The sequence below is a fragment of the Mycobacterium sp. NPDC003323 genome (assembly GCF_053589535.1).
In genome coordinates, this window is the sequence record NZ_JBSFSB010000004.1 from 162384 (window position 1) to 175848 (window position 13465).

General features: G+C 67.2%; 12 protein-coding genes and 1 pseudogene. 4 read left to right on the plus strand and 9 right to left on the minus strand.

The window, feature by feature from the left end:
- Window positions 1-296 precede the first annotated feature (296 nt).
- Window positions 297-520 (plus strand): annotated as a pseudogene (locus tag ACWDUN_RS12990) (cupin domain-containing protein); the annotation flags it as partial.
- Window positions 521-537: 17 nt separating this feature from the next.
- Here the strand turns inward: ACWDUN_RS12990 and ACWDUN_RS12995 are convergent.
- From ACWDUN_RS12995 to ccrA, 6 genes are read right to left on the minus strand one after another with little or no spacing between them, the layout of a single operon-like run.
- Window positions 538-2409, minus strand: a complete 1872-nt coding sequence (locus tag ACWDUN_RS12995) for an AMP-binding protein (protein ID WP_449929139.1) — start codon at window positions 2407-2409, stop codon at window positions 538-540.
- A 13-nt stretch (window positions 2410-2422) separates the two neighbouring features.
- Entirely contained in the window at window positions 2423-3442 is a 1020-nt protein-coding gene (locus ACWDUN_RS13000) for an enoyl-CoA hydratase/isomerase family protein (RefSeq protein WP_449929141.1), read from the minus strand.
- Entirely contained in the window at window positions 3414-4574 is a 1161-nt protein-coding gene (locus ACWDUN_RS13005) for an iron-containing alcohol dehydrogenase (RefSeq protein WP_449929143.1), read from the minus strand. Before ACWDUN_RS13005 ends, ACWDUN_RS13000 begins: the two co-directional genes overlap by 29 nt.
- 20 nt (window positions 4575-4594) lie before the next feature.
- Window positions 4595-5374 (minus strand): enoyl-CoA hydratase, encoded by a 780-nt coding sequence (locus ACWDUN_RS13010; RefSeq protein ID WP_449929144.1) that lies wholly within the window; start codon window positions 5372-5374, stop codon window positions 4595-4597.
- Window positions 5371-6366 carry an NADPH:quinone oxidoreductase family protein gene (locus ACWDUN_RS13015; protein WP_449929146.1) on the minus strand — a complete coding sequence of 332 codons (996 nt, stop codon included), beginning with the start codon at window positions 6364-6366 and terminating at the stop codon, window positions 5371-5373. Before ACWDUN_RS13015 ends, ACWDUN_RS13010 begins: the two co-directional genes overlap by 4 nt.
- A gap of 2 nt (window positions 6367-6368) precedes the next feature.
- The gene (gene ccrA, locus ACWDUN_RS13020; RefSeq protein ID WP_449929148.1) at window positions 6369-7649 is read right to left on the minus strand and encodes a crotonyl-CoA carboxylase/reductase; all 1281 of its coding nucleotides are present in this window, start codon (window positions 7647-7649) and stop codon (window positions 6369-6371) included.
- Between the two features lie 236 nt (window positions 7650-7885).
- On the opposite strand from ccrA, the gene ACWDUN_RS13025 reads away from it, so the two are divergent.
- From ACWDUN_RS13025 to ACWDUN_RS13035, 3 genes are all read left to right on the plus strand, one after another.
- Window positions 7886-8518, plus strand: a complete 633-nt coding sequence (locus ACWDUN_RS13025) for an AmiS/UreI family transporter (RefSeq protein ID WP_449929150.1) — start codon at window positions 7886-7888, stop codon at window positions 8516-8518.
- 63 nt (window positions 8519-8581) lie between these two features.
- Window positions 8582-9619 (plus strand): aliphatic amidase, encoded by a 1038-nt coding sequence (locus tag ACWDUN_RS13030; protein ID WP_449929152.1) that lies wholly within the window; start codon window positions 8582-8584, stop codon window positions 9617-9619.
- Window positions 9620-9682: 63 nt separating this feature from the next.
- A complete protein-coding gene (locus ACWDUN_RS13035) occupies window positions 9683-10588 on the plus strand; it encodes an alpha/beta fold hydrolase (protein WP_449929154.1) in 906 nt (301 codons plus the stop codon).
- Here ACWDUN_RS13035 and ACWDUN_RS13040 read toward each other — a convergent pair.
- The 3 genes from ACWDUN_RS13040 to ACWDUN_RS13050 are packed head-to-tail and all read right to left on the minus strand — an operon-like array spanning window position 10573 to window position 13369.
- Window positions 10573-10827, minus strand: a complete 255-nt coding sequence (locus ACWDUN_RS13040) for an ArsR/SmtB family transcription factor (RefSeq protein ID WP_449929156.1) — start codon at window positions 10825-10827, stop codon at window positions 10573-10575. The genes ACWDUN_RS13035 and ACWDUN_RS13040 overlap by 16 nt on opposite strands.
- Before the next feature lie 32 nt (window positions 10828-10859).
- Window positions 10860-12305: an amidase gene (locus tag ACWDUN_RS13045; protein WP_449929158.1), complete on the minus strand. Its 1446-nt coding sequence runs from the start codon at window positions 12303-12305 to the stop codon at window positions 10860-10862.
- Window positions 12302-13369 carry an AAA family ATPase gene (locus tag ACWDUN_RS13050; RefSeq protein ID WP_449929160.1) on the minus strand — a complete coding sequence of 356 codons (1068 nt, stop codon included), beginning with the start codon at window positions 13367-13369 and terminating at the stop codon, window positions 12302-12304. Before ACWDUN_RS13050 ends, ACWDUN_RS13045 begins: the two co-directional genes overlap by 4 nt.
- Between the last annotated feature and the right edge of the window lie 96 nt (window positions 13370-13465).

Genomic DNA, 13465 nt, shown 5'->3' on the forward strand with positions numbered 1-13465 from the left:
ACTCCTAGACACCTGCACCAATGCCTCGATTCGTCACTGTGATGCAACTCCGCGGTAATCGGTCCAAGATCCTTGACCGGTCCAAAGATACTGTGATGCAATACCTTTCGCTCTCTGCAACTATGGCGGCGCTAAGAAGGGCTTAAATCATGCTCCGCAACGCCGGGTCAGTCCACGGATTCAGGCTTAGCGTCGCCGCCGAACAACTCCGGTGGCCGCTAACACAGAGTGTGCGGGCCCATCGCGGCGACCGGGAAGGTGTCAGGGGTGGCCTCGGTGCGTAACTCGCTGGCCTCGACGGGGACAAGTGGATCGAGGCCAGCAAAGGCGACTTCCTCTACGTCCCGCCGGGCGGCGTGCACGGGTTCCGCAACGACGCCGACGAGCCCGCCGAGGTGCTGATCCTGTTCTCCCCCGGCGCGCCCCGGGAGTCCTACTTCGAAGGGCTCGCCCATCTGGCCGGCCTCAGCGACAGGAACGCCAACAGTGGAACTTCCGCCACGACCGCTACTTTCTCTGAACGCGGGGCACCCGTGCCTACCGTCGGCGCACCACGTCCAGGATCGACGGAACCACCGCCGGGTTCTCGATGGTGAGCGGCACATCGGGCTGCTCGCCGTCGACGATCTGGCGCAGTATCCGCCGAAGGATCTTGCCGGAGCGGGTTTTCGGCAGCCCCGGCACGATGTCGACGCGGGACAGCGACGCGATGCCACCGATGCGTGCGCGCACCAGTGCCGCGAGTTCGTCCGACAACTCGTCGGCATGCCCGGCATGGGATGTCGTCGACACTACCAGCGCATGGGGCACCTGCCCCTTGAGCGGATGGTGGGCGCCCACCACTGCGCACTCGGCCACGCCCGCGTGCTCGCCGACCACCGCTTCGATCTGCCCTGACGACAACCGGTGCCCTGCCACGTTCATCACGTCATCGGTGCGGCCGAGGATGAAGAGGTAACCGTCGTGGTCGAAGTAGCCTCCGTCCCCGGTGAGGTAGTAGCCGTCGTAGGCGCTGAGATACGCGCGGTGGAACCGGTCCGGGTCACCAAAGATCGTGGTCGAAGCACCCGGTGGCAGTGGCAGTTTCAGGCACACCGCCCCCTCTTCGCCAGCTGTGACCACCTCACCGTCGGCATCCAGCACCCGCACGTCGTACCCCGGAACGGGAACGGTGGCCGAGCCCGGCTTCGTCGGCATCGGCGCAAGCCCCAGCAGGCACGACGCGATGGGCCACCCGGTCTCGGTCTGCCACCAGTTGTCGACGACGGGCACGCCGAGGTGCTGATCGAGCCAGTGATAGGTGTCCGGGTCCAGCCGTTCGCCGGCCAGGAAGACCGCCCGTAGGCTCGAGATGTCCTGTGCGATAACAAGCTCGGCCGAAGGATCATCCCGCCGGATGGCCCGGATGGCGGTGGGTGCGGTGAACATCGCATTCACCGAATGTTCTGCGATGACGCGCCAGAACGCGCCGGCATCGGGGGTTCCCACCGGTTTGCCTTCGTAGAGCACCGTCGCCGCACCGGCCAGCAGCGGCCCGTACACGATGTAGGAATGCCCGACCACCCACCCGATGTCGCTGCCGGTGAACATCACGTCCCCCGGTCCGATCCCGAAGATGTTGGCCATCGACCACTGCAGGGCGACCGCGTGTCCCCCGTTGTCGCGCACGATGCCCTTCGGACGCCCGGTGGTACCCGAGGTGTACAGGATGTATAGCGGGTCGGTGGATTTCACTGCGGTGCATTCGACGTCGCTTCCCGCGACGGTGGACATCAGGTGGTGCCAGTCGACGTCGCCGTCCCGCAGTGCGGCCCGCGCCTGCGGGCGCTGCAGGATCACGCAGGACTGCGGTTGATGCTGCGCCAGGACCAGCGCCTGGTCCAGGATGGGCTTGTACTCGACCACCCGGGTGGGTTCGACGCCGCAGGAGGCGGCGACGATGACGGCGGGGCGGGCGTCGTCGATGCGGGTGGCCAGCTCCGCGGCCGCGAAGCCACCGAACACCACCACGTGCACAGCGCCGATACGTGCACACGCCAGCATGGTGATGACGGCCTCGGGGATCATCGGGCAGTAGATCAGCACCCGGTCACCTGTCCGCACCCCAAGCGAAAGCAGCGCCGCAGCAGTGTCTTTGACATTCTGCAGCAACTCGCCGTAGGTCAAGGTGAGCCGGCCTCCGGTGACCGGGGAGTCGTGGATCAGCGCCGGGGCTGATCCACGCCCCTGCAGCACGTGCCGGTCCAACGCGTTGAAGGCCGTGTTCAGGGTGCCGTCTGCGAACCAGGTGGTGTCCTCCAGGATCACCGTCGGTGCGCTCGCCCAGTCGATGGCCTCGGCAGCTGTTCGCCAGAACTCGTGCGGCGCGGCCAGACTGTGGCGGTGGACTTCGGTGTAGGCGTCGGTCATGGGATCGGCTTTCTCATCGCGGACGAAATTCGAACGGGCTGTGGGCAACCCAGCGAGGCTGCTGGTCCTTGTCCACCAGGACGGCGCGGACACCCTCGGCGAAATCGGGAGTTCTGGTGACTGCTTCGGCGGCGGCCAGTTCCATGGCCAGGCAGTCCGCGAGGTCGAGTTGCCTACCCCACCCCAGCAGCGTGAGCGTCAGCGCGAGGCTCTGCGGTGAACGCCGATCCAAGGTGTCCAGCGTGGCCTCGGCCCACGAGCTGCCCTCCGCACGCAACCGCGCCCGTACCTGGTCGACAGTGGTGGCCGTGAAGCACCGGTCGACCGCCGACCGGTGACGCTGTAGGTCACTGTCTTGCGGCAGCTCCTGCTGCAGACCTGCGAGGACCTGGTGTACCGGGGTGCCGGGCGAATCGGCCAATCGGGCAGGCACCTGCGCCAGTTCTGCGGAACCGACACAATGCGTGGCCAATCCCGAGTACAGCGCGTCCGCAGCCGTCAACCGGCACCCGGTCAGGCCGATGTACGCGCCCAGTCCACCGGCCAGTCGGGACAGGAAATGGCTGGCCCCGATGTCGGGGAAGAAGCCGAGAGACGTCTCCGGCATGGCCAGCACCGCGTTCTCGGTGACCACCCGGAAGGCCCCGTGCACCGACAGACCGAGGCCGCCGCCCATGCAGATCCCGTCGATCAGCGCGATCACCGGGGTCCGGTACCGGGACAGGTGCAGGTTGAGGCGGTACTCGGTGTCGAAGAACTGGGTGTTGCAGTCGAACTCACCTGCCAGGACATTGGCGCGGACGGCCCGGATGTCACCGCCCGCGCAGAAGGCCTCCGGGTGTGCGCTGGTGATCAGCACCGCCGTCAGCGGGTGTGCCTGCCAGTCCGTCAGGGCTGCCTGGATGTCGCGCACCATCTCGGTGGTCAGCGCATTGAGGGCCGCCGGCCGGTTCAATTCGATGGTGCCGATGTTGTCGGTGACGCCGGCCAGGACGTCACGGCGCTCAACCGTAGATCTGGGCGTAGAGGTCACGGATCTGCTCCTCGGTGGGGATCAGCGGATTGTTGGCCGGCGAACCCGAGGCGATCGCCTGCTGCGCCATGACGGGTATTAGCGCTTCCCAGCGCGACGGGTCGATGCCGTAGGCGCGCGGGGTGGGCACCTCGACGTCGGCGCACAGTTCCTGCAATGCCGACACCAGACTGTCGGCGGCCACGGCGTCGCCGTCGGAATCACCGGCCACGCCGAAGGCACGGGCACAGTCGGCATACCGCGCGCGACCCGCGCTCACCGAGAACGCGGTGATCGCCGGGAACAGCATGGCGTTGGACAGTCCGTGCGCGACGTGGAAGTGCGCCCCGATGGGCCTGCTCATCCCGTGCACCAGCGCAACACTGGAATTCGAGAACGCTATGCCGGCCTGGGTGGCGGCAAGCATCATCTGCTCGCGGGCTTCGGTGTCGCCGCCGTCGGTGTACGCGCGCCGCAGGTACCGGCCGATGGTGGCGACGGCCGCGAGCGCCATGGTGTCGGCGAAGGCGTTGGCCCGTCTGCTGACATAGGCCTCGATGGCGTGGGTGAGTGCATCGACGCCGGTGTCAGCGGTGAGCCGGGCCGGCATCGACAGGGTGAGCTCGTAGTCGATCACCGCGGCGGTGGGCAGGAATGCCAAGCCGGTGCAGAGCATCTTCTCATCCGAGGCGCTGTCGCTGATGACGGTGAATTGGGTGGCCTCGGAGCCACTTCCCGCGGTTGTGGGCACGGCGATGATGGGCAGGGCGCCGTCGCGGTTGTCATGCGGGGCTTTGTAGTCGCGCATCTGACCACGCCGGCCGGCCAGCAGGCTCAGTGCCTTCGCTGTGTCCATGGGGCTGCCGCCGCCGAAGCCGATCACCGCGTCGCAGCGGTGGCCGGCGATGGCTGTGAGTCCGGCCTGCAGCGAGTCGGTGGTGGGATCGGGCACCGTCCCGTCGAACAGGTGTGGTTGCAGGCCGGCGGCCTCGAGGCTCTCTATCACGGTGGACGCGGCGCCGGTGCCCACCAGGAAAGCGTCGGTGACCACCAGTGGGCGGCTCACTCCGAGTTGACGGGCGACGTCGCCGATGTGCTGGACGGCGCCGCCGCCGATCCGCAGGACACGCGGCAGTGCAATGGGTGCGACCATGGTCGGGTGCTCCTTCGTCATCATCGGTGGTTGAAGGTGGGGGTGCGCTTGTCGAGGAACGCCGCCATGCCCTCGCTCTGGCCGTCGGTGGCGAACGCCGCGTGGAACAGTCGCCGTTCGAATCGAAGGCCCTCGCGCAGAGGGGTTTCGAATGCGCTGTTGACCGCTTCCTTGGCCATCAGCACCGCCGGCCGCGAGTAGCCGGCGATCTTCACCGCCGCCGCCACCGCCTCGTCGACCAGCGCGGCGGCGGGCACCACACGCGCCACCAGTCCGATGCGCTCGGCTTCCTCGGCGTCGATGGTGCGTCCGGTCAGCACCATGTCCATGGCCTTGGATTTCCCGACCGCGCGGGTGAGGCGTTGGGTTCCGCCGGCGCCGGGCAGGATGCCGATGGTGATCTCGGGCTGGCCGAATTTCGCGGTGTCCGCGGCGATGATGAAGTCGCAGCTCATCGCCAGCTCGGCGCCGCCCCCGAGGGCGTAGCCGGCCACTGCGGCGATGATGGGTTTGCGTACTGTGGCCGGCCGTTCCCAGCTGCTGGTGATGAAGTCCTCGAGATACACCTCGGCGAACGACTTCGGTTGCATCTCTGCGATGTCAGCCCCGGCGGCGAAGGCCTTGGCGCTCCCGGTCAACACCACCGCGCCGATACCGTCGTCGGCCTCCGTGGCGTCCAATGCCGCCGTAAGTTCCTCGGTCAGTTGGTTGCACAGTGCGTTCAGCGATTTCGGCCGGTCGAGGGTGATGACGGCGACCGTGCCGCGGTGTTCGACGTGGAGGTGGCGGTACGTGGTCATGGGGTGTCCTGGTTCTTGTCGACGGTGATGACGGCCTTGCCACGGATGCGCCCGGCAGCAAGCTGTTCGAGCGCTGTCGGGAGATCGGCGAAGGGCACTGGGGTGACGTCGGGGGTGAGCTGTCCCGCGGCCAGCAGCGCAAAGACGGCGTTCTGGCCCTCACGGACCAGGCTCGGGTGGTGGTCGCGGTACAGCGACCAGTGCAGTCCTGCGATGGTGTAGTTCTTGACCATCGTGTGGTCGAGTGCGGCGCGCGGGGTGTCGCCGCCGGCGAAGCCCACGACGATGATGCGGCCTTCGAAGGCGACGTATCTGGTGGCCTGCGCAAAGGCCTGCCCGCCCACCGATTCGAAGACGACATCCACGCCGTGCGGTGCCAGTCGCCGGATGTCTCCGATGACATCACCGGACCGGTCGACGACGTGGTGTGCCCCCAGACGTCGTGCAGTGGCGGCTTTGTCAGGTCCGGACGTGACGGCGATGACGACGGCTCCCGCGGCGCGCGCGATCTGTACGGCCGCCGACCCGACACCGCCGGCGGCGGCGGTGACGACCACCGTCTCCCCCGCCTGCACCGCCCCACGCCGGTGCAGGCCCAGCCAGGCGGTGAGCTGGGTCAGATGCGCGGTGGCCGCCGTCAGGTCGTCGACATCGGGCGGAACGAGGTGGCAGTGCTGGGCACGCAGTAGCGCCGTCTCGGCAAAACCGCCGTGTGGCAGCAGCGGTTGGCCGACCACTCGGGCACCGACGAGTGCGGTGTCCGCCCCCGGCCCGACGCGGGTGACCCGGCCGCACACCTCCAGACCCGGGGTGAACGGCAGAGCCGGGCGCTGCTGGTAGCGTCCTCGGCACAGCAGGACGTCGGCGAAGTTACACGACGCCGCCAGCACGGCCACCTCGACCTGATCCGCGGCCGGCGCAGGTGGCTCGACCTCGTCGAGACGCAGTACGTCCCTGGGGTCGCCGTGCCGGGTGACCCGCCAGGCCCGCATGCTCAGACCCGGCCCTGGTCGGGAGAGTCGGCGCCCACGAGGTGCACGGTGTTGCCGAAAACCTCCTCACCGCGACTCATCTGCGCGTGCGACAGGCCGATGTCGGACATCGGCAGCACCCGGCCCAGGCCCGGGTCGATCTTCCGATCGAGAACCAGTTGGTTGTACGCCACGGCCTGAGCGTCGTTGGTGCCGTGCGACCCCTGGAACCGCTTCTGCCGAGTCCAGTGGTAACGCAGGTCCACCATGGCATCGAAACCCGTTGTCCCCGCGCAGATCACAACCATGCCTCCGGGACGGCACACGAATCCACTGGTGGGAACCGTGGCGGCACCGGGATGCTCGAAGACGATGGCGGGATCTTCGCGCGATCCTGCGATGCCCCAGATCGCCTTGCCGAAGGCCCGCGCTCCCGCGGTCCACACTTTCTGACCTGCCGCGTCGTCCACCAGGGGCGGGACGCCCCAGTGGTCGAACTCGCGCCGGTTGATGTAGCCGATGGCGCCGAATTCCATGGCGTACCGGCCACGGTCGTCATCGGAGACCACTGCGACGGCACGACCACCGGCTTCCCGGACCAGCTGGCAGGCCTGGGTGCCCAGTCCACCGGAGCCACCCCAGACGAGAACCAGGTCACCCTGCGCCACGGTGTTGCCCGCCCAGCCGTGCAACATCCGGTAGGCCGTGGTGCCGACCAGGGTCGGTGCGGCCGCCTCGGCCCAACTGAGGTGTGCGGCCTTGGGAAGCAGCTGATGGGCCTGGACGCGGGCGAACTGGCCGAAGGAGCCGTAGTTGGTATCGTACCCCCAGATCCTGGCGCTCGGGGCAATCATCTGATCACCGCCGCCGGCGATCCAGGGATCATCGGCGTCCCACACGCCGGGGTGGATCACCACCTGGTCGCCGATGTCGACACCCTGCACACCGTCGCCGACGGCATACACGATGCCCGAGGCGTCCGAGCCACCGATGTGGAAATCCTCGGCCTCTCCGCGCCGCTGCCGGGTGGCCACCTGGTCCACCGGATAGCCGCGCGCCGCCCAGACATTGTTGTAGTTGACGCCGGCGGCCATGACGGCGACGAGCACCTCGCCGCGACCGATCCGGGGTGTCGGCACCACTTCGGGCTGAAATGCCTGCGCCACATCACCGTAACGATGCGGTCGGATCACCTGCGCATGCATGTGGGTGGGGACCACGCCCAACGGCGGGAGGGTACCGATGTCATGGAGGCCGGAGTTCGGATCGGCGACGGAGGCCCGCTCCAGTTGGGTGGTCGTCATCGACGACTCCTCACGATTGTTCGATGGACTTGCGACGTTGGAAGAACAGCACACCGGACGGTATTGCGTCAATGTTTCCGGGCGACAGCACGTTTCAAACGAGCGGTTCAAATAACGTTGCACAGCAGTGCGTTTGAGCAATACCTGGGACTTTGACCTCCGACCCATTGACGAAGTGATGATCATCACTTACTCTCATTTGAGAGTTTTTCATATGAACTCGATGGAGGTTTCGGATGTCCAACGTTGGACTGCTCTACGTCGGAGCGGTGTTACTGCTCAACGGACTCTCACTACTGGGAATCATCAGCCTGCGCGCCGCGGCCCCGATGAACCTCTTCGTCGGAGCGCTGCAGTGCGTGATCCCCACCACCCTCATACTGCAGGCCGGAGCCGACAGCGCACTGCTACTCCAGGCCTCCGGGTTGTACCTATTCGGGTTCACCTATCTCTACGTCGGCGTCGCCGGCCTGACCGGGCTCGACCTGCGCGGACTGGGCTGGTTCTCGTTGTTCGTGGCCGTCGCGGCTCTCAGCTACGCCGTGGTGTCGGCCTACGTGGTGCGCGACCTGTTCTCGGCAGTGCTGTGGCTGAGCTGGGCGCTGCTGTGGGGCCTGTTCTTCGTGCTGTTCGCCCTCGAGCGCACCGCCGTCACCGCGTTCACCGGGTGGTCGACGATCCTGCTCAGCCAGGCCACCTGCACCGTCCCCGCGCTGTCGCTGCTCGCCGGGTTCCGGCCCACCCCGGGCGCCACCGTCACGCTGGCCGCCACGGTGGTCGTGCTCGTCGGCGTGGCTGCCGCCCTGAGCCGGCGCGCACCGGCGCCCGTCGGCGCCGGATCTCACCGCCAGCTTGCTGAGGTCAGCTGAGTCCCAACGTTTTCCCTCATGCACCACCACGAAGTAACCACACAACACACAAGGAGAAGCACCATGCGTCATGGCGACATCACGTCGAGCCCGGATACCGTCGGGGTGGCGGTGATCAACTACAAGATGCCCCGCCTGCACAACACCGCCGAGGTGATCGAGAACGCGCACAAGATCGCCGAGATCGTCCGCGGCGTGAAACCCGGCTTCCCGGGGCTGGACCTGATCGTGTTCCCCGAGTACTCCACGCACGGGATCATGTACGACGAGCAGGAGATGTACGACACCGCGACGACGGTGCCCGGACCCGAGACCGAGATCTTCTCGGCCGCCTGCCGCGACGCCGGCACCTGGGGCGTGTTCAGCATCACCGGCGAACGACACGAAGAGCATCCCAAGAAGCCGCCCTACAACACCTTGATCCTGATCAACGACCGCGGTGAGATCGTGCAGAAGTACCGAAAGATCCTGCCCTGGACGCCGATCGAAGGCTGGTACCCCGGCGACGGCACCTACGTGGTGGACGGCCCCAAGGGGCTGAAGGTCTCGCTGATCGTGTGCGACGACGGCAACTACCCCGAGATCTGGCGGGACTGCGCCATGAAGGGCGCCGAACTGATCGTGCGCTGCCAGGGCTACATGTACCCGGCGGTGGAGCAGACCGTCACCATGGCCAAAGCCATGGCATGGTCCAACAACGTCTATGTCGCGGTGGCCAACGCTGCCGGCTTCGACGGTGTGTACACCTACTTCGGCCACTCCTCGATCATCGGGTTCGACGGGCGCACCCTGGGTGAGACCGGGACCGAGGAGTTCGGGATGCAGTTCGCACAGCTGTCGGTGTCGGCCATCAGGGAGGCCCGCCAGAGCGATCAGTCCACCAACCACCTGTTCAAGCTGCTGCACCGCGGCTACTCCGGCGTGAACGCCGCCGGCGACGGCGACCGGGGCATCGCCGAATGCCCCTTCGACTTCTACCGCCTGTGGGTGACCGACGCCGAGAAGGCCAGAGAGAACGTCGAGAGCTTCACCCGCGACACCATCGGTGTGGCGGACTGCCCGGTGGGCACCATCCCCTACGAGAAGTCCGTCGAGGCCTGATCCGAGGGAGGCGGCGCAATCAACCGAAATGGTTGTGTGCGCCGCCTTTTGATGGAGAGGAGCATGATCGTTCCCCTGTTCGACGGCTTCGACGACAGGTTTCTCGCGGTGGACGGCGCCACGGTGCACTGCCGCGTCGGAGGCCAGGGGCCGCCGGTGCTGCTGTTGCACGGGTATCCGCAGACGCTGGCGATGTGGGCTCCGGTGGCCGCAGCACTGTCGTCGCGCTACACCGTGGTGTGCGCCGACCTTCGTGGATACGGGGATTCCAGCAAGCCGGCCTCGGCGCCGGACCACTCCACCTACTCGTTTCGCGCCATGGCCACCGACCAGGTGCAGTTGATGTCCCGGTTGGGATTCGACCGCTTCCACCTGGTGGGCCACGACCGCGGCGCACGCTGTGCACACCGCGCCGCGCTGGACTTCCCCGACGCCATTCTGTCGCTGACGCTGCTGGACATCGTGCCGACTCACACCATGGTGACCGATGTCGACCACGCCATGGCGACGGGGTACTGGCACTGGTACTTCCTGAGCCTGCCGCATCCGGTGCCCGAGACTCTGATCGGCGCCGATCCGGACTTCTTCTTCGGCGCCAGCGTTGCCACCTGGGGTGCCGGGTCGGTGGATGAGTTTCCAGCACAACAGCTTTCCGAATACCGCCGATGCTGGTCCGATCCCGAAATGATCCGGGCCTCCTGCGAGGACTACCGCGCCGCTCTGACCATCGACGTGGAACACGACGCGGCGGATCTGCGCCGCACTACCCGCTGCCCCACCCTTGCAGTGTGGGGATCCCGGGGTCTGATCGCCCGCCGGCACCACATCACCGACGTCTGGGCACCCCGCTGCAGCCGGTTGGAAACCGCCGCCATCGACGGCGGGCATTTCTTCGTGGATCAGAACCCCACGGCCACAACACGACTGCTCTTCGAGCACCTGGCCAGGACAGCTCAACGCCCGATCTGAGCGAGGGTGGCCGACAACACCGTGAGTCCGTCGGACCGGTACCGGTAGAAATAGTTCCGGCCATCCTTGCGCACGTCGATCAGCCCGGCGTTGCGCAGTGCCTTCATGTGATAGGACACCGTGGACTTCGACACGTTCGATCGCGCCACCAGATCGGTGCAGGCCATTTCGTCGATCGCCGCGACGCACCGCAACAGGTCCAGCCGCACGGGATCGGCGAGCGCCTTGAACGTGTCCACGGCGACGTCCACGGTGACGTGCGAGTGGCCCTTCAGCCCAGGGCCCCCGCCCATACCGGTGGACGGCGGTCAGCCCACGAGGCCGCGCGCTCCAGTTGAGCGGCCAGCTGGAGCAGCATCCTCTCGCCGCCCTGCCGCGCGACGAAGTGTGCACCGATGGGCAGACCACTGACCGGATCCGACGACAGCGGGACCGTCATCGCGGGGAGTCCGGCTGCGTTGGCGAAAGCGGTGAATGGCGAACCGGTGAACAGGCGGTCGGTCCAGCGGAATCCGTCGAGATCATCGGTGGACGCGGTGTACTCCCCCACCGGCACAGCGACATCCGGCAACGTCGGCGTGAGCAACACGTCGAACGTGTCGAAGAACGGTGCGACGGTGCGGGTGAGGGTGTTGCGGGCATCCAGGGCGCGGATCACGTCGACGGCGGTCAGTGCCCGACCCGTGCGGTGCACCGCCAGGGTCTGCGGCTCAAGCATGGTGTGGTCGACGGGCCGGCCGGTGGCCGAGGCCGCGTCGTCGATCCAGGCGGCCACATTCGCCGACCACAGCACGGCGCTGTCGGCGACGAACTGGTGCCACCCCACTCCGAGGTTCGGGACGGCCTGCTCGACCCGATGGGAGAGATCTTCACACAGGGCCGCCACAGCCGAGGTGGCCTGACGCACGGCCGCAGTGACCGGTAGGCCGCCCCAGCTGTCCAGCATCAGCGCGATCCGCAGCCCCGCCGGATCTTCCTGGGTGGCCGACAGATAGGACTGCTGCGGCGCAGCGAGGTTAAACGGTGCGCCGGGATCGGCGCCGGACACCGCGTCCAGCAGGGCCGCGCTGTCACGCACCGACCGGCTGACGCCCAGCTGGGCGGCCAGACCGCTGACGGCTTCGTCGAGAGCGGGCCCGTTGCTCACCCGCCCCCGCCCCGGCTTCAGCCCGAACACACCGCAGCTGGCAGCGGGGATGCGAATCGATCCCGCCGCGTCGGTGGCGTGCGCCAGCGGGACCGCACCCGCGGCGACGATCGCCGCGGCTCCACCGCTTGATCCGCCCGGTGACCGGGACAGATCCCATGGGTTGCGGGTGATGCCCGCCAGCACGGACTCGGTGATGGTGCTCCAGGCGAACTCAGGTGTGGTAGTGCGCCCCAACGGCACCAGACCGGCATCGACGAACCGCTGCGCCAGAACAGAATTAGCTGTTGCGACGTTGCCTTCGGCCAGCCGGCTGCCCAGTTCGTTGCGTCGACCCGCCAGTGCCACGCCCAGGTCCTTGACCAGGAACGGGACACCTGCCAACGGTCCGGCCGCCGACACCACGTCGGGATCGGCCTGCCAGGTCTCGATCACTGCGTTGATCCGCGGGTTCACCGCGTCGATTGCCGCAGCCGCGACCTCGGCGAGTTCGGCGGCGCCGACCTGTCCGTCGGCCAACAGGCGGGCCAGCCCCACGGCGTCGAAGCCGGCGTACTCGTCAACTCTCATCCTGCAATCCCTTCACGCATGTCCAGCTGTGGCTCGATCTGTTCGGCCGTCACCTCGACGCCCCGCGACGACGCGACGGCTCGTAGTTCCACGGGCACACCGCTGCGGTGGCCCGACTCAACCAGTTTCTGTGCGATGGGTTCATGCAGGTGCACGCGCAGCACCCGCTTGAGGCCCCGCGCGCCGTACACCGGATCGAAACCGCGGTCGATCAGCATCTCCACCACGGAATCGTCGACCGTCAGTTCGACCGAGCGGCGCCGCAGCTTCGCTTTCAGCAGGCCGATCTCGCGCCGGGTGACCGCCCCGGCCGACACCGGGTCCAGCGCGTCGAAGACGACCGTCTCGTCGATGCGGTTGAAGAACTCCGGGTCGAAGAACCGCTCGAGCGCCTCGACGATCACCGTCTGGTGATCGGCGGCACGACTGCCCCACCGAAGCCGTCGACGTTGCCGTTGCTGCAGTTGCGCAACCTCTTTCGATCCCAGGTTGGACGTCAGGAACACGAAGCTGTTGCGGAACGAGATGCGTTGCTGGCCGTTGGCCAGCCGGAGTTCGCCGTGGTCGAGGATCTGCAGCAGGGCTCTGAGCACGGTGGGGTCGGCCTTCTCGATCTCGTCGAACAAGACGATGCCCGGCCGGTACAGGTCGCCCTCGACGATGGAGCGGTCGAACAGGCTGTGCGACTCCTTGCTGCCGGAGTATCCAGGCGGCGCACCCGACAACGACGCGGCGTAATGCTCTTGGGCCAAGGCGTTCATGTCGATACGGCACATGTCGTCGGGACCGGATCGCAGTTCAGCGGCGATGCACCTGACCAGTTCGGTCTTGCCCACTCCGGTGGGCCCGACGAACAGCAGATTGGCCAGCGGCCGACCGGGGTCGGTGAGGCCCACCCACGACAGGGTGAGGGCGCGCACCACAGCCTCGACGGCACCGGACTGCCCCAGAATGGTGTCGCCGAGCCTGGCGGCCAGCGCCACCGGGTCGAAACCTGCTCCCGCAGAATGGTTCTGAGCAGAAGCATGGTTGAACTCCTGCATGCGGTCGGTGACGAAAGGCATTTGAGCTCCTGCGGGTGCCGGCACGAGCGGGCGGATCAGCCACGATCGTTATACTCAAATGAAAGTATTTTATCTGGAGGCAACTGTCAACGCGGA

Bases quoted from the DNA above. Each gene is read 5' to 3' on its own strand.
- ACWDUN_RS13010 (WP_449929144.1), bottom strand. From the start codon at position 5,374: ATGACCACGTACCGCCACCTCCACGTCGAACACCGCGGCACGGTCGCC.
- ACWDUN_RS13025 (WP_449929150.1), top strand. From the start codon at position 7,886: ATGTCCAACGTTGGACTGCTCTACGTCGGAGCGGTGTTACTGCTCAAC.
- ACWDUN_RS13015 (WP_449929146.1), bottom strand. From the start codon at position 6,366: ATGCGGGCCTGGCGGGTCACCCGGCACGGCGACCCCAGGGACGTACTG.
- ACWDUN_RS13030 (WP_449929152.1), top strand. From the start codon at position 8,582: ATGCGTCATGGCGACATCACGTCGAGCCCGGATACCGTCGGGGTGGCG.
- ACWDUN_RS13005 (WP_449929143.1), bottom strand. From the start codon at position 4,574: ATGGTCGCACCCATTGCACTGCCGCGTGTCCTGCGGATCGGCGGCGGC.
- ccrA (WP_449929148.1), bottom strand. From the start codon at position 7,649: ATGACGACCACCCAACTGGAGCGGGCCTCCGTCGCCGATCCGAACTCC.
- ACWDUN_RS12995 (WP_449929139.1), bottom strand. From the start codon at position 2,409: ATGACCGACGCCTACACCGAAGTCCACCGCCACAGTCTGGCCGCGCCG.
- ACWDUN_RS13050 (WP_449929160.1), bottom strand. From the start codon at position 13,369: ATGCCTTTCGTCACCGACCGCATGCAGGAGTTCAACCATGCTTCTGCT.
- ACWDUN_RS13035 (WP_449929154.1), top strand. From the start codon at position 9,683: ATGATCGTTCCCCTGTTCGACGGCTTCGACGACAGGTTTCTCGCGGTG.
- ACWDUN_RS13045 (WP_449929158.1), bottom strand. From the start codon at position 12,305: ATGAGAGTTGACGAGTACGCCGGCTTCGACGCCGTGGGGCTGGCCCGC.